The sequence below is a fragment of the Exiguobacterium sp. s75 genome (assembly GCF_018617145.1).
Lineage (GTDB): Bacteria > Bacillota > Bacilli > Exiguobacteriales > Exiguobacteriaceae > Exiguobacterium > Exiguobacterium profundum.
In genome coordinates this window covers 1,154,542-1,177,668 of the sequence record NZ_JACSJQ010000001.1, presented here as the reverse complement: position 1 = coordinate 1,177,668, position 23,127 = coordinate 1,154,542, and the positions used below count along the sequence as shown (strand labels likewise).

At 47.6% G+C, this 23,127-nt stretch carries 23 protein-coding genes; 16 read left to right on the top strand and 7 right to left on the bottom strand.

All coding sequences use genetic code 11. The features are described 5' to 3' along the window. Positions 1-39: 39 nt before the first annotated feature. The 3 genes from KNO68_RS06105 to rnhC form a co-directional block, all read right to left on the bottom strand. The gene (locus tag KNO68_RS06105) at positions 40-1,062 is read right to left on the bottom strand and encodes a PTS sugar transporter subunit IIC (RefSeq protein WP_215112221.1); all 1,023 of its coding nucleotides are present in this window, start codon (positions 1,060-1,062) and stop codon (positions 40-42) included. Between the two features lie 300 nt (positions 1,063-1,362). Then, on the bottom strand, positions 1,363-2,175 hold the full coding sequence (locus KNO68_RS06100) for an alpha/beta fold hydrolase (RefSeq protein WP_078147177.1): 813 nt from the start codon (positions 2,173-2,175) through the stop codon (positions 1,363-1,365). 71 nt (positions 2,176-2,246) lie between these two features. Beyond that, positions 2,247-3,161 carry a ribonuclease HIII gene (gene rnhC, locus KNO68_RS06095; protein ID WP_078147938.1) on the bottom strand — a complete coding sequence of 305 codons (915 nt, stop codon included), beginning with the start codon at positions 3,159-3,161 and terminating at the stop codon, positions 2,247-2,249. Positions 3,162-3,280: 119 nt separating this feature from the next. Between rnhC and KNO68_RS06090 the strand changes: the two genes are divergently transcribed. Genes KNO68_RS06090 through KNO68_RS06080 form a run of 3 tightly spaced genes read left to right on the top strand, consistent with a single transcriptional unit; the run spans position 3,281 to position 5,724 of the window. Then, entirely contained in the window at positions 3,281-3,679 is a 399-nt protein-coding gene (locus KNO68_RS06090) for a hypothetical protein (protein WP_078147176.1), read from the top strand. Beyond that, positions 3,679-4,200, top strand: a complete 522-nt coding sequence (locus KNO68_RS06085; protein WP_031423196.1) for an NfeD family protein — start codon at positions 3,679-3,681, stop codon at positions 4,198-4,200. Before KNO68_RS06090 ends, KNO68_RS06085 begins: the two co-directional genes overlap by 1 nt. A gap of 3 nt (positions 4,201-4,203) precedes the next feature. Beyond that, positions 4,204-5,724, top strand: coding sequence for a flotillin lipid rafts scaffold protein FloT (locus tag KNO68_RS06080; RefSeq protein ID WP_078147174.1), 1,521 nt, complete (start codon positions 4,204-4,206; stop codon positions 5,722-5,724). 51 nt (positions 5,725-5,775) lie between these two features. Here the strand turns inward: KNO68_RS06080 and KNO68_RS06075 are convergent, their stop codons facing one another. After that, positions 5,776-6,045 (bottom strand): hypothetical protein, encoded by a 270-nt coding sequence (locus KNO68_RS06075; protein ID WP_012726683.1) that lies wholly within the window; start codon positions 6,043-6,045, stop codon positions 5,776-5,778. 207 nt (positions 6,046-6,252) lie between these two features. On the opposite strand from KNO68_RS06075, the gene KNO68_RS06070 reads away from it, so the two are divergent. The 4 genes from KNO68_RS06070 (at position 6,253) to KNO68_RS06055 (ending at position 11,791) form a co-directional block, all read left to right on the top strand. Beyond that, positions 6,253-7,224 carry a BMP family lipoprotein gene (locus KNO68_RS06070; RefSeq protein ID WP_031423197.1) on the top strand — a complete coding sequence of 324 codons (972 nt, stop codon included), beginning with the start codon at positions 6,253-6,255 and terminating at the stop codon, positions 7,222-7,224. Next, positions 7,221-8,864 (top strand): methyl-accepting chemotaxis protein, encoded by a 1,644-nt coding sequence (locus tag KNO68_RS06065; protein ID WP_214683985.1) that lies wholly within the window; start codon positions 7,221-7,223, stop codon positions 8,862-8,864. Before KNO68_RS06070 ends, KNO68_RS06065 begins: the two co-directional genes overlap by 4 nt. A gap of 232 nt (positions 8,865-9,096) precedes the next feature. Further along, positions 9,097-9,672 (top strand): helix-hairpin-helix domain-containing protein, encoded by a 576-nt coding sequence (locus KNO68_RS06060; RefSeq protein ID WP_215112220.1) that lies wholly within the window; start codon positions 9,097-9,099, stop codon positions 9,670-9,672. Position 9,673: 1 nt separating this feature from the next. Then, a complete protein-coding gene (locus KNO68_RS06055; protein WP_215112219.1) occupies positions 9,674-11,791 on the top strand; it encodes a DNA internalization-related competence protein ComEC/Rec2 in 2,118 nt (705 codons plus the stop codon). Positions 11,792-11,852: 61 nt separating this feature from the next. On the opposite strand, the gene KNO68_RS06050 is transcribed toward KNO68_RS06055, so the two are convergent. Continuing rightward, the gene (locus KNO68_RS06050; RefSeq protein WP_012726678.1) at positions 11,853-12,017 is read right to left on the bottom strand and encodes a YqzM family protein; all 165 of its coding nucleotides are present in this window, start codon (positions 12,015-12,017) and stop codon (positions 11,853-11,855) included. Between the two features lie 90 nt (positions 12,018-12,107). Here KNO68_RS06050 and holA point away from each other — a divergent pair, with 90 nt between their 5' ends. Continuing rightward, complete coding sequence (gene holA / locus KNO68_RS06045; protein ID WP_312049230.1) at positions 12,108-13,118, top strand: DNA polymerase III subunit delta; 1,011 nt, start codon at positions 12,108-12,110, stop codon at positions 13,116-13,118. 9 nt (positions 13,119-13,127) lie between these two features. After that, entirely contained in the window at positions 13,128-13,565 is a 438-nt protein-coding gene (locus KNO68_RS06040) for a GNAT family N-acetyltransferase (protein ID WP_215112217.1), read from the top strand. A 27-nt stretch (positions 13,566-13,592) separates the two neighbouring features. Here KNO68_RS06040 and rpsT read toward each other — a convergent pair whose 3' ends face one another. Then, the gene (gene rpsT, locus KNO68_RS06035) at positions 13,593-13,853 is read right to left on the bottom strand and encodes a 30S ribosomal protein S20 (protein WP_012726675.1); all 261 of its coding nucleotides are present in this window, start codon (positions 13,851-13,853) and stop codon (positions 13,593-13,595) included. A 219-nt stretch (positions 13,854-14,072) separates the two neighbouring features. Between rpsT and lepA the strand changes: the two genes are divergently transcribed. The 5 genes from lepA (at position 14,073) to hemW (ending at position 20,637) form a co-directional block, all read left to right on the top strand. Then, positions 14,073-15,896, top strand: coding sequence for a translation elongation factor 4 (gene lepA / locus KNO68_RS06030; protein WP_012726674.1), 1,824 nt, complete (start codon positions 14,073-14,075; stop codon positions 15,894-15,896). Positions 15,897-16,010: 114 nt separating this feature from the next. Then, positions 16,011-17,081, top strand: a complete 1,071-nt coding sequence (serC, locus tag KNO68_RS06025; protein ID WP_215112216.1) for a 3-phosphoserine/phosphohydroxythreonine transaminase — start codon at positions 16,011-16,013, stop codon at positions 17,079-17,081. Beyond that, positions 17,059-18,222 (top strand): phosphoglycerate dehydrogenase, encoded by a 1,164-nt coding sequence (locus KNO68_RS06020; protein ID WP_214734591.1) that lies wholly within the window; start codon positions 17,059-17,061, stop codon positions 18,220-18,222. The genes serC and KNO68_RS06020 overlap by 23 nt, the downstream gene beginning before the upstream one ends. Before the next feature lie 11 nt (positions 18,223-18,233). Continuing rightward, complete coding sequence (locus KNO68_RS06015) at positions 18,234-19,415, top strand: DUF1015 domain-containing protein (protein ID WP_215112215.1); 1,182 nt, start codon at positions 18,234-18,236, stop codon at positions 19,413-19,415. Positions 19,416-19,482: 67 nt separating this feature from the next. Then, a complete protein-coding gene (hemW, locus tag KNO68_RS06010; RefSeq protein ID WP_211782626.1) occupies positions 19,483-20,637 on the top strand; it encodes a radical SAM family heme chaperone HemW in 1,155 nt (384 codons plus the stop codon). 44 nt (positions 20,638-20,681) lie between these two features. Here hemW and KNO68_RS06005 read toward each other — a convergent pair whose 3' ends face one another. Next, the gene (locus KNO68_RS06005) at positions 20,682-21,287 is read right to left on the bottom strand and encodes a DUF1054 domain-containing protein (RefSeq protein ID WP_012726669.1); all 606 of its coding nucleotides are present in this window, start codon (positions 21,285-21,287) and stop codon (positions 20,682-20,684) included. Positions 21,288-21,486: 199 nt separating this feature from the next. On the opposite strand from KNO68_RS06005, the gene hrcA reads away from it, so the two are divergent. Both hrcA and grpE read left to right on the top strand, forming a co-directional pair. Then, positions 21,487-22,509, top strand: coding sequence for a heat-inducible transcriptional repressor HrcA (gene hrcA / locus KNO68_RS06000; RefSeq protein WP_012726668.1), 1,023 nt, complete (start codon positions 21,487-21,489; stop codon positions 22,507-22,509). Between the two features lie 17 nt (positions 22,510-22,526). Next, on the top strand, positions 22,527-23,114 hold the full coding sequence (gene grpE / locus KNO68_RS05995; protein ID WP_012726667.1) for a nucleotide exchange factor GrpE: 588 nt from the start codon (positions 22,527-22,529) through the stop codon (positions 23,112-23,114). Positions 23,115-23,127 lie beyond the last annotated feature (13 nt).

The window sequence follows — 23,127 nt, the reverse complement described above, 5'->3', positions numbered from 1 at the left end:
AATATGGAGCGTTGTCCACCTGCGACAACGCTCCTTTTATTATTGAATCTCGAGTGCGAGATCACCAAACTTGGTCCATCCGACAAGACTCGTCACACGATAGAGAGTCCACGTGATGAGTGCAGGGAGTACGACGCCGGTCATCGTGAAGATGAGAAAGGCATCCAACCCTTGGACCGCTAAAATCTGAAGCGGGGCAATTAGGGAGTTGAGCCCGAGACCCGCAATTTCATATGGGACTTGGAGTGAGAACATCAAAGTAGCAATCGGTGCGGAAATCATCGCGGCGATAAACGGTGGGACGACGATTCTCGGATTTTTGATGATATTCGGGAACTGCACTTTCGGTGTGACAAAGAATGAGGCGACCAATCCACCTGGGTCGGTTTGACGATATGCCATTAAGGTAAATCCAACAAATTGAGCAGAGCAACCGATCAAGGCAGCGGCGCTGGCGACAGGGTCAAGTTGAAGCGCGATGGCGAGTGCGGCAGATGATGCAGGCGACATGAGCATGACACTGAAAACAAGTGCGATGACAAGAGATGTGGCAATCGGCGACGTTTCTACAGATGCGGTGATCCCTTGACTGATTGAGTTGATAAGAGGAGTCGTGACCGCTGCTGCAGCAACCCCAACGATTCCACCACCTAATACGGCTGTGACCGGAACGACCATCATATCAAACTTTGTTTTTCCGAGGACACGTTTTCCAAGCCAGACAGTAGCCGCCGCTGCAATCAGTGCGCTAATCGGTTGACCTGGAACGAGGACGAGTCCGCTTTCCGTCGCTGTTAAAGCTGCACCGCCAATGGTTGCGGCAATCATGGCGCTAAATAGGATGAGCGTGTTGCTTCCGAGTTGAAACGCGACACCAGCGCCTAAGGCAGGTGCCAACAATGATTTGGCGACTTGTCCAATCTGTACGAGCATCGCGATTCCGCTCAAATTACCAATCGTCTCAATCAATAAACCGACACCGAGCGTGACGAGTACGGCATTTGCCATCCCTGCTGAAATTTTTACCATTCGATCCATCATATACTGCTTCACTTCCATCATCTCCTCTATATCTTTATGTCAATAAAAAAACCTATCCATCAAGGATAGGCGCGGTTTCAACCTGCAGGCGCCTGTCCGATTACCACGGGAACAAGGGCCTGAAAAGTCGTTTTTGAAAACAAAACGATTTCAGTCCCTCAGTCGAATAATAATCAGCAGGCTGTTCATATGTACGGGATTGGACATCTCGAGCATCTCCTCTTCGTTGGATTTGCTAAAGAATACCATCTATTTTTGTAATAATCAATATTTTCTGAAAATAAACATTAAAAAATTCAGGAAGCCCCGTGGCATCCTGAATTAGCTCATTTGTAGTGAACGTGCTTGAATCTGATCATCGATAAAATTCATCGACAACGCATTGAATTGATCGGGTTGGTCTACATTGACCACATGACCAGAGTCTGCAACGATTTCAACATTGGCTGTCGGCTGATGTTTCGCTGTCCGTTCGACAGCTTCAAGAAACATATAATCCTCATCACCCATAATATATAAAATCGGGACATTCGTCTGGATCGAAGTGAACTGATTCAGTAAAGGATTAATATTTTCCGTCATTTTGAACCAACGGATAAACTCGCGTTGACATAAGTTCGCCGCATCGCGGACGAACATCATCCGAGACTTTTTGTGACGCTTCTTCGGGAGTAAAATCCATGCGAATAATTTATATAACCACATGTAGGGGACAAAGTTTTGCACAAGACTACCAAGTCGGATGAGCAACGTGGAGCGGACATTGAATTTGACGATGGCTCCGCCGAGAACGACCGATGCGATTCGATCGGGATAGTGCTCAAACATCGCCTGAATCACAATCGTTCCTAAAGACAGACCGACCATGTGTCCTTTTTCGATACCTAAGTGATCCATGACTTCAATCACGTCCTTGGCGACGACATCAAACGTATAGGCGTTCAACGGTTGTTTGAGCGACTGTTCAGCATCGTATGAACCGCCATGACCGCGTAAATCGACGAGCAGGACATTATATTTTTTACGGAAGGGACGAAGTTGACGATACCAATGTGATAAACTTCCTCCGGCCCCGTGTATGAAGATGACCCAAGGATGGTCATCACTAATCGTGTAGGTTTTATAATGCAGCATGAACGCTATCCTCCAAAAATTTTAAGTTCATTTAACCGTAAAATGAGTATATCATACTTGATGTCGAAGCTCTACAAACGACGTTCATTCAAGTTGAGAGCTTTCTTTGTATTCGCAAAATGGACTTTAGCAATCTTTTGTAAATAATCCTGACCATAACGTCGAATGATTTGAGCGGCGACTTGGTCGACTTTTGCTCCTGCCCCTTTCGGGAGGGTTAATCCTACTTGTTTACTTAGTTTGTCCATTTCTTTTAAGAAGAAGGCGCGAGCTAAAATGGAAGCAGCTGCGACGGCGACATGAAGTCCTTCGGCTTTTGTAGAAAAGTAGACATCGTCGCGCACGATATCGCGTTCTGCCCGCAAATGTTGATAATAGACCGACTTCTCTGCGAACTGATCGATGAGAATGGCATCGGGTTTTTGTCCGAGTTTCTCAAGCAACGCTCGAAGCGCAGCATTATGGGCGATGGCAGTCATTTTACCTTGTGTCATCGTACGTTGCATGTTGTTGTATGTTGGATTATGCAGTGTCGCTTTTTGATAAGGAATCGTAGCGTGTAAATCCTTCGCAATCCGGATGATTTCAGGATCGGATAACTGTTTGGAATCTTTTACGCCGAGTTCTTTCACGAGTGCGATTTGATCGCATGAGACAAAAGCCGCTACGACGACGAGTGGTCCGAAATAATCTCCTTTTCCGACCTCGTCGCTTCCAACGACAGACCAACTTGAAAATCCTTCAGGTAAAATGGTGTTCGGTGTGGATGCTTGTTTCTTCTCGGCGGGTGTTCCCCATTTCACTGCCTCGGTCTCGGCATCTTTTCCTTGGAACATCACTTTCCCTGATTGATAAATCGTTACGACAAATCCCGGTGTCTTGGCGCTGAATGTCGCATATGGTGGTGGCGCGACTGCATACTCATGATACATTTTCTTTAGTTTTTCTTGTGATGCGGATGATAGCTTGATGACTTGGTTGCCCAACATGAGCACTTCCTTTCTGTATGGCAAATTCATTTTACATTTTTTTATGATTTTTTGAAACCGAAGATGAGGTTTTATCGTATATGGAGATGAGTAGAGAAAAGTGAGGTGAGGTGGACGTGTGGTGGCGCGATGACACGCAACGAGATGAGGTAGAGGAATTATACAAGCACATTCTCGAACTCGAGGCGAGAATTGCTAAATTAGTAGCTCATCAAGTGAGAGTGCGTCGGCTACTGATGCAAGATTCTTCTGAGGGCGTGACGGATCAAGTCGTTCAAGTTCAAAAAGAAGTGGAATATTTTTTAAACAGGATGCGGCTCGAACGACAAGAACTTGTCGACCTATACAATCGGCGACGAATTGAACGTTCCATCGGGCGAGTTCGAGAAGTGAACGACTTATCCACTTCATCACTGTCGGAGTGGGATGAGATTGAGGATCGACTTGCATTAGAAGTCGAACAACTTCGACGTGTACTGATGATGGAACAAAAACGTCGACAGGAGGGGTGGTAATGGAGGCAATCGATCAACTGTATTGGTGGGTGTTGATCATCGCTGGTCTTGGAACCTTTATTTACATGATGTTCTCCGATGCGTTCGAAATGTTCGAGGGTTGGTTTAACCCTGCAGTCATCTTATCGTTCTTAGCACTAGGGGCAGGGATTGGGCTTATCTTAAACGCGTTGGCTCACGTTTCCCCGATGATTGGGCTCGCTGTCGCATTGGTCGGGTCTCTTGCTTTGACGACACTTCTCTATTTATTTGTTCTCTTACCGCTCTCCAATGCGGAAGAATCCATTGGTTTGACGGATGAGGCATTAGTTGGACGTGTCGGACGATTGACCGTGCCCATTCCTGAAGGCGGGTATGGCGAAGTTTTGATTGAGACAGTAACGGGCTCGCTTTTAAAGACGGCTCAAAGCTTAGACGGTACATCGATTTCGACAGATCATCGGGTAGTCATCATTGAAGTAAAAGGCAATATCGCAATCGTCATGCCATATGACGAACCTACAATTCGAGAGGAGATATAACACATGAATACGGCTATCTTAGTCAGCATCATCGTCGGGGTCATCATCCTCGCACTTGTGTTTGTATTCGTATTAAAATATCGCACAGTCGGACCAGATGAGGCACTGATTGTGACAGGTAGTTATTTAGGCAAGAAAAATGTACATAGCGATACATCCGGTAACCGCGTTAAAATCATTCGCGGTGGCGGGACGTTCGTCTTTCCGGTATTCCAACAAGCAGAACCCCTCAGCTTGCTCTCAAGCAAATTAGAGGTCACAACGCCTGAAGTCTATACAGAGCAGGGTGTCCCGGTCATGGCGGACGGAACAGCCATCATTAAAATTGGTGGATCAATCAGTGAAATCGCGACAGCGGCTGAGCAGTTCCTCGGAAAACCGAAGATTGAACGAGAAAACGAAGCGAAAGAAGTGTTAGAAGGTCATTTACGCTCGATCTTAGGTTCCATGACCGTTGAAGAGATTTATAAGAACCGTGACAAGTTCTCGCAAGAAGTTCAACGAGTCGCATCACAAGACTTGGCGAAGATGGGATTAGTCATCGTGTCATTCACCATCAAAGACGTTCGAGATAAGAATGGATACTTAGAATCGTTAGGGAAGCCGCGTATCGCCCAAGTGAAGCGTGATGCTGATATCGCGACTGCGGAAGCGGATAAAGAGACGCGCATCAAACAGGCGGAAGCGATGAAAGATGCGAAGAAGGCCGAACTTGAGCGTGCCTCTGAAATCGCGGAAGCTGAGAAAGAGAACCAACTCCGAATCGCGGCATATCGCCGTGAGCAAGATGTTGCCAAAGCCCGGGCCGACCAAGCGTATGAGCTTGAGGAAGCGCGTGCGAAACAAGAAGTCACCGAACAACAGATGCAAGTTCAAATCATCGAGCGTCAAAAGCAAATCGAGCTCGAAGAGAAAGAAATTATGCGTCGTGAGAAACAATATGATTCAGAAGTGAAGAAAAAAGCCGATGCGGATCGATACTCGATTGAACAGTCTGCCGCTGCGGATAAAGCACGTCAAATCGCAATCGCGGATGCAGAGAAGTATCGTATTGAAGCACAGGCGAAAGCCGATGCGGAACGCGTACGTTTGGCAGGTCTTGCAGAAGCGGATTCTGAACGTGCGAAAGGTGAGGCGGAAGCGGAAATTATCCGTTTGACCGGTCTTGCAGAAGCCGAAGCGAAAGAGAAGATTGCCGAAGCCTTCGCGCAATACGGACAAGCGGCGATTCTCGATATGGTCGTCAAAATGCTTCCTGATTATGCGAAAGAAATTGCATCGCCACTCGGTAACATCGATCAGATTACGGTCGTCGACACGGGGAGCGGACAAAACGGTGGCGCTGGTAAAGTGACAGGTTACGCAACCGACCTCATGGCATCGCTTCAACAAACATTAAAAGCTTCTTCGGGCATCGATATGAAAGACTTGCTCGAGAACTTTGCGGGAAAAGGGAACGTTGCAACAGCCCCAACACCGGAGCGTGAATTAGCTGATACAACGGTTGCTGCGTCAAAGGAATAACCGACACGAGCCATAGACATCGTCTATGGCTCTGTTTTTGCACATGATTGACTAGTATGAAATCACTTCTGCTGCTTTTAGGACGGAAATAAAATAATATAACGTCGGCACGAGCGTGATGAATAGACCGAACCATTTCGTTCGCGGTCTGAACTGTAAAATAAATCCGACCGTCCATAATACAAACCAAAGCATGAAATACCAACGATGTTGTGGGGTATCTGTTTCTGCTATACCAGGACCGCTCAACCAAAGTGATAATAAGAGAACAAATAATCCTGATATGACGTTCCAACTATGTCGAATTATCTTTTCAATCATTCCGTTAATCTTCCTTTCGGATCTGACATCATAGTCATTCATCATGTATATTCAATGATTAGAAAAAAATCCCTTTTGAAACATCTAACACTCTCAGATGTCCCCGACATTTTATTACCACAACTTTTAAAAAAAATCATGGAGAACAATGCCTTCTCGGTCGATATAAGGGTTGTCAGACCATTAGAGAGAGGGAGTATTGAATACATGAAGAAAAGCATAATGCTCAGTACAATCACAGCTTGTACCCTTTGGTTGTCGGGTTGTCAGTCGGTTATCGACGATCCGAATACCACTGTAGAAGAACGACAGACGATGGGTGTCGTCCTATCTGACGTTGGTCTCGGGGACCAATCGTTCAGTGACGCAGCCATGCGCGGGATGGGTGAGCTACGTGAGACGGGTGATTGGTTCGTTGATTATCGTGAACTATCCGAAACGGAGACGTACAAAGTTGGCTTTGAAGAATTGGTAGAAGAGGGACATGACGTAATCGTCGGTCTCGGTTTTGCGTGTCAAGAAGACTTAGAGGCCGTTGCGGCTGAACATCCGGAACAGCAATTCGCTTTGATCGATGGCGTGTCTGAACTTCCGAACGTCTTGAATATTACGTTTGAAGAAGGAGAGGGCAGTACGCTTGCTGGCGCGGTGGCTGGTCTTGAAACAGAGTCCGATACCATTGGGTTTATCGGAGGAATGGATATTGAACTCATTCAGAAATTTGAAGCAGGATTTGAACGTGGCGCTAAGGCAGTGAACGAGGACGTGGAGATGCTCGTTGACTTCTCGAATGATTTTGCTTCACCGGAGCTCGGTCGTGAACTCGCTGAGAAACAAATTAAAGCGGGCGCAGATGTTCTTTATGCTGCAGCAGGACTGACAGGGGTCGGTGTACTCGAGACGGCTGAAAAATACGGCGTTAAGGCAATCGGGGTCGATAGTGATCAATCGATGATTGCACCAGATGCGGTTGTGACGTCGATGTTGAAACAAGTCGATTTGGCGATTGTAGAAATCGCGGGTCGTGTGACCGAAAAACCATTTAATGAACACGTCATCCTTGGAATTGAAGAGGGCGGCGTCGGCTTGGCTCCGCTTCGTCGCATTCAATGGGATGAGAAAGAAACATCAGAGTATGAATCGGTAGAACGTCAGTTGAAGGAGGGGACACTTAAATGAGTTTACGTAAACGTTTTATCTTCTCAACCGTCTTCACCGTCGTCTTGATCGTACTGATGATGAGTTACGTCTTGTCGACGTTGAATCGCTTGCAAACGTATAACGAGCAGTATGGAAGTCAAATGATTGAATTGTCTCAACTTGAAACGTCACTTCTACAAGAACAATCCCTCTGGACGTCACTTGGTGAACAGTCGAACCAATCTACATTGACTCAATTAGAGCGCATCCGTGTGACGAACGCGGAAACGTTCGATGATTTAAAACAGTCTTATTTGATTCCGGCATTTTCAAATCATTTAGACCGTGCCACGATGAAGTACGAACAGGTGAACGAAGATGTTGAGTCGGCACTTGAAGGTGGTATCGGAGCTCGGATCCAGGCAGCAAAACTGGAAGGTCTGTTAAATGATATCAATACGTTGATTGCAAAGAACGGTTCATTCTATGAAGCGCTTCAAGTGGAGGCGGCAAATGAGACGGAACGTCTCTTGTTGATCTCGGTTCTCTTGACGATTCTCGTCATCCTAGCGCTCGGAATCTACAACTTCTTCTTTGCCCGTTCGATCACTCGACCACTCGAAAAAAATGTCAAGGTGGCCGAAGCGATTGCAGCCGGACGTCTCGTCACGTTGCCTGAGTCGACGCGCAATGATGAAATCGGACGTCTTGAACGTGCCATGCGTGACATGACGGCGTCTCTTCAGACGGTGATCGGGTCAATCCGAGTCACATCAATGAAAGTGAACGGGATGACCGAAACAGCCGCAGCCGAAAATGAGGCGGTCGTGAGTACGACATCTAACATCACGAACGCAGTTGATGAGATGGCACACGGAGCACAGTCGATTGCAAATGAGTTGCAAGAAACGCTCAGCTCAGTGCATACGATGGCAACTTCATTTGAGACGAGCTTGAACCAGACGAAACAAACGACGGAAGAAACGTCAGAAATGACACGTGAAGTAGCGGCTGGAATTGAAACATTAACGGACCAGGAGCACATTTTAGATCGCTCAAGCGAACGGAATGAAGTGCTTGTCACGCGAATGGACCACTTTGCACGACAAACGGCTGAGATTGAGGCGATGGCGAAACTTGTCGAAGACGTCGCGGCTCAAACGAATTTACTTGCCCTCAATGCGGCAATCGAGGCAGCCCGTGCGGGAGAAGCGGGACGAGGATTTGCTGTCGTAGCAAGTGAAGTGAAGAAGTTGGCGGAAGAGAGCAACAAGGCGACTCGCTCTATTTTCCACGTCGTCGAGACGATCCAGCAAGAAGTCGTCCGTTTGACGGAAACGGTGAATGAGTCAAAACGCGAGCAAGAGGCGCAATTAGAAGCGTTCGGATTGACGAAAGAAGCATTCAACCGAATCCATGAACGGACAGACCACGTCGCTTCGTTCGTACGCACGATCGAACAAGAGATGCGCACATCGAGTAACGAGGTGAACAACGTCTTGCGCCGCGTTGAAGAAGTATCTGGGGTGACGGAAGAGTTGGCCGCAGGAAACGAAGAAGTGGCAGCCTCGATGAAAGAACAGCAGGCGAGCTTCGATCAAATCTTTACGTTGATGCAAGAGTTAGAAGGACAGGCAGCGGCACTCGCTGACCAGGTTCAGCATTTCGAAGAAGAATAATCGAACAGTGAACAGCAGGAACGGAGGCCACGTGATGGTCTCCGTTTTTTCCGTCATTCTATAACCTGTTCATAGAAATTGTGTCGATGAATATCGTTACATGTACGAGTGCGATATGGAACATGCAAACAAATCATTTCCTAAAGTCAAGATTGTGGGGAAGAACGAGCCGTGTTTAGAAACACATGATTCGCCATACTGAACGTAACAGTCGAACAGGGTGGTGATCCGCTTGGAAAGATGGAAACAACTCGTCATCGGTCTCCTAGTCGTTCTTTTTTTAGGAGTGGGCTATTTGTTTTATCAAAAGGAACCGGAGCAACGAATGGTGGACGAATTCGTCATGGAACCTGAGGAGGTCACGCCGACCACGTCCCCAGAGCGTATGGAGCTCGTTGTGTATGTGACAGGTGCGGTTGAATCTCCGGACGTATATACCGTACCAGAAGGGGCGAGAGTGGGCGATGTGCTCTCCTTGGCAGTCCTGACAGATGAAGCTGACCCAGAGCAGTTGAATTTAGCACAGTTGTTAGTTGATGGAGTCAAAATTATCGTGCCGAAAAAAGGAGAAACACCGATTTCGCAAGACTCACCGAGTCCCGAGGTAGAAACGAACGGTGTTCATGTCAACAGTGCGACGAAAGAGGAACTGATGACGGTTCCAGGAATTGGTCCAGCCAAAGCCGAGGCGATTCTAAATCATCTGAAAGCGAACGGTCCATTTAAAACATATGAAGCGCTAGGAGATGTGAAGGGATTCGGCGAAAAGACATTAGAAAGTATGAAGCCATATTTATTGGTGCCTTAAGATGCCGCTGTTTCCATTATTTGCGGTACTCATTGTAACCGGTCTGACAGAAGGATTCTATTTGGTCTCTGTGGTCGCTAGTGTCTTTTATCTGGTCACACGACGTGGGCAAGGCCTGTATGCGAAAGCCGGAGTGATTGGACTCATCTGCATCGCATCGTTCCATACGACCCCTACAGAATCGTTACCGTCAGACACGATTGCCTTCTCAATCGAAAATCGAAAAGAGAATGGGAAATCGGTAAGACTATACGGGAACGTAGACAATCTTCAGGGCGTCTTACGAGGACGCGAACTAAATCGCGGACGACCAGGAGAGACGTGCCTCGTGCAAATCGAAATAGAGGCGTTTCAACCGTTACGAAACACCGGGGGATTTGATGAACGGGCTTGGGCACGGAGTTCAAACGTATCCTTTAAAGGGAAGGTGAAGCGAATCGACACCTGTCGTCCGACGGCAGGGTGGGACGGTCGGATGCTACGTTGGAAAGAGCGAAAACTTCAGCAAATTGAGCATCGTCATCGTGCGGATGTCGCATTATATATGGAGGCATTATTGTTCGGAGAGAGTCGAATGCTAGATGAACAGACCTCATTTTCTTATCGTGTGACGGGTCTTCTTCATCTTCTTGTGATTTCCGGTTCGCATATTGCTATGTTGATCGTGGCCATGCGCATATTGTTGCAGTCGATCTCTATTCGACGTGAAACGAAGACGGTACTGATGATCTTTAGTATTACGGTGTTCGGATGGATGACTGGTTTTTCCCCACCTGTCGCAAGAGCTGTCGTCGTCGCAGATGCAATCCTCTTTCTCTCTCTTTTCGGTGTGATGATTCGAGACCCGATTCGGCTCTTGAGTTGGTGTGCGGCGGGCATGTTGGCCGTTCAACCGTTCCTTCTCACAAATCTGGGTTTCCAATTAACGGTCGGGATGACCTTCTTTTTGTTAGTCACGAGACAAATCTGGACAGGACTAATCGAGTTGTCCGTTTTCGCACAGCTGTTTGGGCTGATTGTACTATGGCAAGTACAACCGGTTCTATCCGTCGCGGCACCGATATGGAATCTCGTGATGGCCATCTGTATCTCGTGGATCATCATGCCACTCGCATTTGTCACATGGTTGATTCCTTCGATTGCCCCGTTGTTCATGGTTGTCTTGGACGCGATTCATGGAATGTTCACTCTCCACGATGATTTACGACCTTGGCTTCCGTTGCACGATCTGGCGTTACCGTCGCAAATCGCATTGTGGCTAGGGTTATGGGGGAGCTTGACGCTGATGAATCGAAAACGATGGATCGGATGGGGGGCGGCCATCATGACATGTGGGTTGATTGCAGGATGGTCAGAATGGTCGGAATCTTCACGGGTGACCTTTTTGGATGTCGGGCAAGGTGATGCAATCGTCGTAGAATCGGGAAGAACGATTGGTGTCATTGATGTAGGGGGCGTATTTCAAGATCCAAACGAGCAAAAGCGAAGCACGTTTGACCCGGGGGAAGATGTATTGGCCCCTTATTTATGGAAACGTGGGGAGCGTTCGCTTGATTTTGTCCTGTTGACTCATGCGGATCATGACCACATCGGCGGATTAGAAGGATTATTGAAGGTAGTGACGGTAGAAGAGCTTTGGATATCAAAAGAAGTGGCGAATGCTGAAAAACGAGAAGAATTGCTACACTTAGCAGCGGCCTATGATGTATCGGTCCATTATCTCGAGGCAGACGATCGGCCGACGCCATGGATGTGGATTGTGGCACCGAATCGCCCACACGAAGATGAAAATGATCATTCGATCAGCCTGTACATGAACGTAGGTGGCATGCGGTATTTATTGACAGGAGATTTGCCGATAGAAGGAGAAGCAGAGTTACCGACGCTTGACGTCGACGTATTTAAGTTAGGGCATCACGGATCCAATACGTCGTCGGGGGAAGAGCTGCTTGAGCGAATCGATCCAGAATGGGTCATTGCGAGTGTCGGTTCGAACAATCGGTATGGGCATCCGCACGAGGAGACGTTACGACGGGTTGTGGGGAGACGTCTATTACGAACCGATTTGAACGGAATGATTGTCTGTGAAGAGAACATGTGTCGGGGGATCATCGAGTAGCACGGGATAAAATGTGATACACTAAAAAACGATTGCTCCCCCGGGGCAATCGTTTGAACACTTATAGACTTAAAAACTTGATGATGACACCGATGAAGAAAATCGTGAAGAAAAAGCCAAATGGGACGATGAAGCCAATCGCAGAGTCGATGGCGTCATTACGTTTGCATTGAACGTCATTTTCAAACGGGTTTTCACTCGGTGGGCGTACTGAGTTGATTTGCATATTAGGTCCCTCCTTATCATACTTCCTTTATAAGTATAGCGAATCATGGGAAGATAATCTATGTTTAGATGAGAATAAATTGTGAAAGTGGTGTGTGTTTTGAATGAACCGTGGTTACATAATGGAAAACTGGCGAGCGTCTATGTTCTCCATGGCATCGAAAAATATTTGTTAGAGACGTGGGAACGTGAAATCGTGAAAGCGGCCAATCCATCCGGTGATCAATTTGATGTCATGCAATTAGATCTTCAAGAGACGTCACTCGATACGGCGCTTGATGAAGCGGAGACGGTCCCTTTCTTTAGTGAATATCGCACGGTTATCGTGAAAAATGCCCAGTTCTTAACGGGTGCGAAAGAGAAGCAAAAGCACAATGTCGACCGTCTGGCGGAATATGTCGTGCAACCGGCGACCTACTCGGTTCTTGTCTTGATCGTCGAGTCAGAAAAACTCGATGAGCGGAAGAAAATCGTGAAGCGTCTGAAAGAGCGTGCCATCGTCCTCGAAGCGAAAAAGCCGAGCCAAAATGAACTGATGCGATACGTGAACGATGCATTGAGTCGTGAACAACAAAAGATGGAGCGCTCTACGATGGAGCGTCTTTTATTCCTATGTCAGGATGATTGGGGAAAGTTGGTTCGCGAACTAGAGAAGCTACAGTTGTACGCGGGAACGGGTGCGACGATTCCGATTGAGATTGTGAATGATTTAGTTCCACGTACATTAGAAGATAACGTCTTTCAGCTCTCGGAGCTTCTCGTCAAACGACAAGCTGATGCAGCGCTTCGATTGGTTCGGGATTTAGAAAAACAAGGGCAAGAACTGATTGGGCTACTCGGGTTGCTTGCTCGGCAATATCGGAACATGTACCTGTCGAAACAGTTGACAGAGGCAGGCTATGGAGAGAAGCAAATCGCATCGAAAATCGGAGCCCACCCGTACACAATCAAATTGGCGACACAAGCGAGTCGCGGCTTTTCAGAGGCTCAGCTCGCACGTGCGTTGACATTGATTGCAGACGCGGACGAGGCCATGAAAACAGGACGTGGTGACAAACAGATCGTATTCGATACGCTCGTTTGTCAACTGGCTTTATTGTGAGGTGAGGGAATGGGATTCAAACAAGTGACGCTTCAAGACGTGATTCCACTCCGTCATGTTGTGCTCAGACCAGGAAAAGACGTTGAGACATGCTATTTTGAAGGGGATGAGGCGCCGACGACGCGACACTTCGCTTGGGTTGAAGGCGATCAAGTGCTGTCGGTCGCAACAGTCATGCTGTCCCCGAAACAAATCGAGGGTGTAAAGATTCCGCTCCAACTCCGTGGCATGGCGACGGATCCTCATGTTTCGGGACAAGGAATCGGCTCTCAATTTTTACAGGTACTCTATGATGAGCTAGGGAGTTCATGGTGGTGTAATGCGAGAGAAGTGGCTGTCCGTTTCTATGAGCGAAATGGACTTACACGAATCGGGGAGCCGTTCGACATCCCTGGGATTGGCCCACACTACGTCATGGTATACAAAAAAACAGCCGGCTCCGAATAGGAGGCGGCTGTTTCGTGTGATCTCTAATTAGAGAGCAGCGATACGAGCTGCGAGGCGTGATTTATCACGACCTGCTTTGTTTTTGTGGATAAGACCTTTTGACGCAGCCTTGTCGAGCTTCTTCGTAGCGAGAACGAAAGCTTCTTGAGCAGCTTCTTTGTTTCCTTCGAGTACGAGAGCATCAACACGTTTTACTGCTGTACGCATTGCCGCTTTCTCTTGTGAGTTCGCAACACGACGTTTTTCAGAAGTTTTTGCACGTTTGATTGCTGATTTGATGTTTGCCATTGTTTGTCACCTCCTGAAACAAGAAAGTGTATGTTCTTATTACTTCAAGTAATCATTCAACAGAACAAGCACAATTGTAGCAAACGGTTATATGAAAAGCAACCACTTGATGATTATTCTGAAAACTATCTGTGGTATTGTTGTAGTAGGTCGTACACATTACTTTAGGATTTTGATATAATGACACGGTATGCATGAGAAGGATAGGTGAACCCATATATGAACAAACAAGAATTAGAGAATCGTCAGAAGAAGATTCGCAACTTTTCCATCATCGCGCACATCGATCATGGAAAGTCGACGCTCGCTGACCGGATTCTTGAGAAGACTGGTGCACTCACGGCTCGTGAGATGAAAGAGCAGACGCTTGACGCGATGGACTTGGAGCGCGAGCGTGGAATTACAATCAAATTGAACGCCGTCAAATTGAATTATACGGCGAAAGACGGAGAAGAGTATATTCTTCACTTGATCGACACGCCAGGACACGTCGACTTCACATATGAAGTGTCACGTTCGCTTGCGGCATGTGAAGGTGCGATTCTCGTCGTCGATGCAGCGCAAGGAATTGAAGCGCAAACCCTTGCGAACGTTTATTTAGCACTCGATAACGACCTTGAAATCATCCCGGTCATCAATAAAATCGACTTGCCGTCAGCGGATGTCGAGCGGGTCCGTCAAGAGATTGAAGACGTCATCGGACTCGATGCGAGTGATGCGGTCCCGACTTCTGCAAAAGCGGGAATCGGGATTGAAGAGATTCTCGAACAAATCGTGGAACTTGTCCCTCCGCCGACAGGTGACCCGTCTGAACCATTGCAAGCTTTGATTTTTGACTCGTACTATGATGCCTACCGCGGTGTCGTCGCATCGATTCGTATCGTGAACGGTTCAGTCAAAGTAGGAGACAAGGTTCAAATGATGGCGACCGGCAAGACGTTCGAAGTGACGGACCTCGGTGTGTCGACGCCAAAACCAATCTCTGTTAAAGAATTGAACGTCGGAGACGTTGGTACGCTTTCTGCATCCATTAAAACAGTCGGAGATGTTCGCGTCGGGGATACGATCACACTTGCTAAAAACCCGGCAACGAGTCAGCTACCTGGTTATCGCAAGATGAACCCGATGGTGTACTGTGGTTTGTATCCGATTGATGCGGCTAAGTACAACGATCTTCGCGAGGCACTTGAGAAGCTTCAGCTCTCGGATGCCGCGCTCGAGTTTGAACCAGAGACATCGCAAGCGCTCGGTTTTGGTTTCCGTTGTGGATTCCTCGGCATGCTTCATATGGAAATCATTCAAGAGCGGATTGAACGTGAGTTTAACATCGACTTGATTACGACGGCACCATCGGTAATTTATCACGTGACAACTACTTCAGGCGAAGTGATTCACGTCGATAACCCATCGAAGATGCCAGAGCAACAAAAGGTTGATTCGATTGAAGAGCCATACGTCAAGGCGGCTGTCATGACACCAAACGACTACGTGGGTGCCATCATGGAACTTTGCCAGAAGAAACGCGGAACGTTCATCGATATGCAATACATCGATACGACTCGCGTCAAAATCACGTATGAGATTCCGCTCAGTGAAATCGTCTATGATTTCTTCGATCAGTTGAAATCGAGCACGAAAGGCTATGCGTCTCTCGACTATGAATTGATCGGCTACCGTCAATCGCGCCTCGTGAAGATGGATATCTTGCTCAATAACGAAGTCGTCGATGCCCTCAGCTTCATCGTTCACCGTGACTTCGCGTACGAGCGTGGGAAGGTCATTGTTGAGAAGCTTAAGGCACTCATTCCACGGATGCAGTTCGAAGTTCCAGTCCAAGCGGCTGTCGGTACCAAAATCGTCGCACGTTCTACGATTAAAGCACTTCGTAAAAACGTTTTGGCTAAATGTTATGGAGGAGATATTTCACGTAAACGGAAACTCCTCGAGAAACAAAAAGAAGGTAAGAAGCGCATGAAGATGGTCGGGTCCGTCGAAGTCCCGCAAGAAGCGTTTATGTCTGTCCTCTCCATGGACGAAGAATAATGAGATTGAATCGCCCTGATTTTCGAATCAGGGCGATTTTGTATTTTAGGCAGGAAATGCCACTTCATATAAGGAAGAGTACACCCTTAGACAGACTATAGAGGAGGAAACACCGTGTCGACGTATACATACTCTGCGGGTCCCGGCATGCTACCGACAGAAGTGATGCAAGAGATTCAACAACATCTTCTGACGTTTGAATATGAAGGCGTTTCGATTATCGAAACGAGTCATCGCTCCGCGTCTTTCCAACGTGTGGTCGACTCTCTTGAATTGAGACTGAGAAGACTCATGCATATCCCTGAGAATTATGCCGTACTTTGGTTACAGGGCGGGGCGACGTTACAATTTTCCATGATTCCGATGAATTTACGGAAACAGAATCGATTCGCTTATGTGGATACAGGCATTTGGTCTAAAAAAGCGATGGAAGATGCGAAACACTTTGGAGAGGTCGATGTCATTCATCCGTTGGTAGATGTGACGGGAGGGATGTCGTTTGAATCGAGCCTTGTCCAAGAGGTGGACTATCTCCATGTGACACTGAACAACACGATTGAAGGGACCCGATTTACACATATCCCTGAAGTCGATGTTCCGTTGATTGCAGATGCTTCCTCGAACATTCTGGCCGAGCAGATCGATGTGGAGCGCTTTGGGGTGATCTATGCCGGAGCCCAGAAGAATATCGGACCTGCAGGACTGACGGTCGTCATCATCCGTCGAGATTTGATTCAGTCGCTTCAGTTGCCGAGTTATCTTCAATATGCATCACATGTCGATACGTTATTCAATACACCGTCGACGTTTAGTATGTTTGCAGCCGAGCGTGTATTGAAGTGGGTAGAAGACTGCGGAGGCGTCGAAGCAATGGAACGATTGAATCGTCAAAAAAGTGACAGGGTCTATTCCTATCTTGAAGAGTCGTCCTGTTTTTCTCCAATTGTAACAGGGGAACGTCGTTCATTGACGAACATCCCATTTACAACGGGAAATCAAGAGCTGGATCTGCGCTTTGAGCGATACGCGTTAGAACGTGGCTTGCTCGAACTCGGTGGCCATCGTTCGGTAGGGGGCTTACGTGCAAGTCTATATAATGCGATGCCGCTAGAAGGGGCAGAACGCCTCGTCGACGTCATGAGAGCATTCGAGGAGGAGACCCATGTATCACATCAAAACATTTAATCAAATTGCTGCCGCTGGTCTGAAACGATTCGAGCCAAGCGAGTACGTCATCAATGCATCGGATCAAGCCGATGCTTGGGTACTGAGAAGTCATCAAGTCCATGAAGAGGACATCCCTCTCTATCTTCTCGCCATCGCTAGAGCTGGGGCCGGTGTCAACAACCTTCCGCTCGATCAACTTGCGAAACGAGGAATCGTCGCGTTTCATACACCTGGCGCGAATGCGAATGCGGTGAAAGAGCTCGTCCTTGCAAGCATGATCCTCTCAGTACGACCTATTGTGAAAGGTTTCAATTGGGTGAATGAACAGACTACCGCATCGCAATCTCAATTAGAAGAAGCGATGGAATTGCAAAAACGACAATTCCTCGGAGCGGAGTTGCGAGGTAAAAAAGTGGGGATTATCGGTCTGGGAGCCATCGGTGCGTCGCTAGCCAACGATCTTCTCCAACTCGGGGTCGATGTCATTGGATACGACCCTCATCTCTCGGTTGATGCCGCTTGGAATATTTCGAAACATGTCACGCGTGCCAAACACTTAAGTGAAGTACTGGGCAACGTTGATTTACTGTCGATCCATATGCCTTTGACTGAGGAGACTCGATTCAGCATCGACCGGAGTTGGTTTGAGCGAATGAAACCGGGGATGACTGTTTTGAACTTTGCGCGAGGAGAACTCGTGAAAGATGATGACTTACTGAAGGCATTCCATCATCATGTGGGACTGTATGTGACCGACTTCCCCCGTCACACGCTGATCGGTCATCCGCAAGTCATGGCATTGCCTCACCTCGGTGCATCGACTAAAGAGTCGGAAGTCAACTGTGCCATTCAAGCCGTGGAGACGCTGAAATTGTATCTCGAGACAGGGAATATTCGTTCGTCCGCTAATTTTCCGAACGTCGAGCTTCCATACACGGGTAAACGCCGTCTTGGGATTTTGCATCGAAACGTCCCGAACATGGTCGGTCAAATCACGGGAGAACTTGCCTCACATGGATTGAATATCGATAACATGGTCAATCGTAGCCGCGGGGAGATGGCGTATACGTTGATTGATTTAGACAACAGCGAGCATGAACCGTTATCGATTCATGCGCTATATGAAATACAGGGCGTCATTCGCGTCCGGGAATTTTAAGGAGGATCCTTATGGTCGTATTTAAACCGTTCAGCCCTTATATGCCAACGCATCCGGAACGTGTCGCTGCAGACCCGTATGATGTCGTGTCGATTGAAGAAGCGCAAGCCGTCATTTCAGAAAATCCCGATTCCTTTTTAGCAGTTGATAAGCCAGAAGCGCTTCAATCTGACCTTTCCCTTGAGAAGTGGGGGGAGCTGGCGCGTCATGAGCTAGAACGTCTCTATGAAAAGGAATTGACGGAACGTCCGAACGGATTTTATGTCTATCGATTGACATCGGGACAACGTCAGCAAACGGGTCTAGTCGCCACCTTTTCAGTCGCGGATTATGAAGCCGGTCGCATCAAGATTCACGAACATACACGGGAAACGAAGGAGCGGGAACGTGTCGAGCATGTCCGGGCGACGCGAGCGCACACCGGTCCCATTCTACTCAGTCATCCTCCACATGCAAACTTGAAGCAAATCCTACATAATGCGACTGACGGAGACCCGTTATTCTCGTTCACAGATGAACGAGGCGTCATGCATGAAGGATTCATGATTCCGAACCGTGAACTCGCTCGTGTCATGATGATTGGCGCGACCATCCCGTCGATCTACATTGCGGATGGACATCATCGTGCGAAAGCGGCAGCGGTCGTTTCCGGGATGAGTGGGGATCGTTCTCAAAAGAATGAACGTACACACTTCTTAGGTGTCCTCTTCCCGAGTGACGAATTGACGATCTTGCCGTATCATCGCGTGCTGACAGCGATAAGTCCTGAAGAGGTAGAGAATATGTTAGACGGACTCTCGTTTTCATACATGATCAAGGAGGAGGATCGTCTTGTCCTGCCGAATGAACATGGCGTCTTCGGAGTCGCCTATCGAGGGAAGTATTATAAGTTGACGAAACGGCAAGAAGACCCGGCGCTCGACGTTGCCATCTTACAGCGAGATATTCTCACGCCATACTTCAACGTTGAAGATATCCGTACGGACGCGAGAGTCGATTTTGTCGGTGGAAACAAGACGGTCGTTGAATTAGAGAAGCTGACTCAGGTGCCGGACCGATTGCTTTTCACCTGTCACGAAACGACGATGACACAACTGATGCGCGTGGCGGATGACGGTGGTCAGATGCCTCCAAAATCGACCTGGTTCGAGCCGAAATTGAAGAGTGGTTTATTCATTCATCGATTCGATTGATGGCGCAGGCTGGAAAGAACAGACGAAAAGCGTTATAAATGGAATGAGAAGAAAGGGGTGGCCGAAATTGGCTAAAGCCGTATATCTTCACATTCCATTTTGTGAACATATTTGTTATTACTGTGATTTCAACAAGGTGTTTTTAAAAAATCAGCCTGTTGATGATTATTTAGATGCATTAGAACGAGAGATGGTATTGACGCTCGAGGCGTTTCCGACAGAGCGGATTGATACCATCTTTATCGGAGGCGGGACACCGACCGCGCTCAATGAGGAGCAGATGGCGCGCCTGATGGACATGGTCCGCCGACACCTTCTGCCTCTCGCGTCAGACGACTTAGAGTATTCTGTCGAAGCGAACCCGAACTTTGTGAGTGCGGAAAAACTCGACACGATGAAAGCAGGTGGCGTCAACCGACTCAGTTTCGGTGTCCAGACGTTTGATGATGGTGGACTTGAGCGCATCGGGCGGACGCATCGGGCGGATGATGTGTTCGAGACGGTAAGCGAAGCGGCAAAACGCTTTGACAATATCTCGATTGACCTGATGTTCGGTCTTCCGGAACAAACCCTTGAACAAATTGACCGTGATTTAGCGCTAGCGCTCCAATTACCGATTCAACATGTATCCTCTTATTCGTTGATCCTCGAGCCGCATACCGTCTTTGCGATTCAAGATCGAAAAGGGAAGCTCCGTTTACCGGGGGAAGATGTCGAAGTCGAAATGTACTTGAAAGTGATGGAGACGCTTGAACGCCATGGTCTCAAACAATATGAAATCTCCAACTATGGCTTGCCTGGTCGAGAGAGTCGTCACAATCAAGTGTACTGGCGCAATGAAGAGTATTATGGATTCGGAGCCGGAGCGCATAGTTATTTGAATGGGACACGTCGCGCCAATATCGCTCCAATTCCTCACTATATTAAAGCAGAAGGCATCCCTGTGAAACGGGTGACCGAACTAGAAGAAGTGGAAAAGATGGAAGAAGAGTTGTTCCTCGGCCTGCGTATGCGTTCCGGGGTCTCGCTTCAGACGTTTGAACAAAAGTACGGAGTGTCGCTCGATGATGTGTTCGGTCACGTCATCGAAGAGTTGGTGAAGAAGTCACTGATTGAACGGACGGACACACATATCCGTCTAACGGCATCCGGTTTGCCACTCGCCAATGAAGCCTTTGCAGCCTTTATTGGAGAAGCAAAACTTGAACATGCTGATTCATAAAAAAATGGACAAGTCCCTCGTGAGGATTTGTCCATTTTCTTATATTACAAGACGAGATCACGATAGAGCGGTGTAAGCCGACCGAACGTGTCTTCGACCAACGCGAGAAATGCGTCTTCATTTTGAAGAATCGACGCATCGGCAGGAAGTTGACGGCCGATCAAGAAATCAGCCTTTTTCACAGTGCCGAATCGCTCAAGTAGCGATTGAATGTCTTCAGTTGACGTATCTTCAACAAGTAACGCTTCTTTTTTCATATGGTCGCCCGCGATATGGAAATCAGGGAATGTTGATTTCAAATCGATTTGTTGCAGGTGTTTCGCGATGGCGTCCTTGTTCGGCATCTCATAGATGAACGCTAGCCAGATGAAGACGCGATCGTCGAAAAGTCCAACTTGTAAGTGCGGATGTTTTTTGTACCCACGTTTGTCGTGACAAATCGCCATCCACGTATCTTTCGGTGGGTTCACCGTCCGACGAGCGTGCTTTGCCACATGCAAATAAAGAGGGATACCGACATCAGCCTCAAGCTCTGGCCCGACCTCGTCATAAATCCGATGGAAGAGCGGTTGAATATCCGAACGGATACCAGACATTCGTTCGTCGAGTCCATCCTGTTTAAATACATTAAATTGTTTTGTTGTAAACATGTAATCACCTCATCATCTATTCTACCGAAATGGGCTTTTATTTTCATTTCGTAGGTTTGCTATCGTGAAAAAAGGTGAAAAAATCCGAGTGTATGAATTGACAAATAGTGAGAACATGATAATATTTGAAGTGTAATTAGCACTCGTTAAATATGAGTGCTAATAAAGCGGGGTAACCTTTCCAGAGAGGAGTGATGTTGTGCTGACAGATCGACAATTGCTCATTCTTCGAGCCATCATTGACGATTACATCCAGACGGCTCAGCCGGTCGGTTCTCGGACATTGTCGAAACGAGACGATTTGACGTTTAGTTCAGCAACGATTCGGAATGATATGGCCGATTTGGAAGACATGGGGCTGATTGAAAAACCGCATACTTCTGCAGGTCGCATCCCGTCAGAGGTCGGCTATCGATATTACGTGGACCACCTCGTCGAGAAGCAGATCATCGACGAACGGGAGACAGGTCGACTAGAAGAACGTTTGAAACAATCTTCAAAAGAGTCTGAGATCTTGATTCGACAAGCTGCAGATCTCCTTTCTGATTTGACCAATTATACGACGGTCGCCCTCGGTCCGAACAGCCAAATGGAAACGTTGGCCCGTGTGGACTTTATGCCATTAGACGAGCGCCGTGGTGTCGTTCTCATCGTCACGGATCAAGGTCACGTCGAGCATCGTACCGTCATGTTTGAATCGCGTGTCGCTCCTGACGTCATCGAGGAAACGATTCGACTGTTGAACGACCGCCTTGTCGGAACGCCAATCGGACAATTGAAAATCCGGATTGGGGAGGAAGTTGCCAAATTGCAACTCGCTCAGCGACAGCAGTACGAAAACATGATGCAACTGATTCAATCGACGGTCGGAATCCAAACGCCGTCTTCGCTTTATCTCGGGGGCAAGAAGAAGATCTTCAATCAACCCGAGTTTCAGACGCTCGACACGTTACGCCCATTCCTAGAATGGATTGATGAGCAAGAACGATTGACGCACTGGCTCGAATCGTTGCCAAATCGTGAGATTTATGTGAGCATTGGGAGCGAGAACGGAATTGTCGCCCTTCAAAATTGTAGTGTCATAACCTCGGATTATACACTAGACGGTAAAACATTCGGAACAATCGCTATGATTGGTCCAACGCGTATGAATTACCGTCATGGTGTCCAAATGATGGGACAAATTATCGAAGCGTTGCGACGAACGAAACTAGACGAGTGACGGAAAGGAGTTTTACTATGACAGCAGATCACCAAAACGGGCATGAGCAAGATGACGTGCTTGAAGAAAAATCTGTAGACTCGGCACAAACAGAAGAGAATGAGTCAACTGAATCAAATGAAGATGAGGTTTTAAATGCTGAGATTGTGGAAGAAAGTTCTGAGGGGACGGACTTACAAAAAGAAATCGAAGCGTTGAAAGCGAGCGAGCTCCGCATTCGTGCCGACTTTGACAACTTCCGTCGTCGGACGAACGAAGAGAACGCCAAACGCGTCAAGTTTGCTTCACAGTCTGTCATTGAAAAATTGATTCCGCTCATTGACAACTTTGAGCGTGCACTTCAAGTAAACGCAACTTCGGAGGATGCGAAGCAGATTCAATCAGGAGTTGACATGATTCATCGTCAACTGCTTGACGTATTAAATGCTGAGCAAGTCGAAGTGATTGAAGCAGTCGGACAGCCGTTCGACCCGAATTTCCATCAAGCAGTCATGCAAGAACCGAGCGATGAGTTCGAGTCAGGTATCGTGACGATGGAGCTTCAAAAAGGATATACGATGCACGGTCGAGTCATTCGCCCTAGCATGGTAAAAGTTGCAGAATAATACTACTTAACGA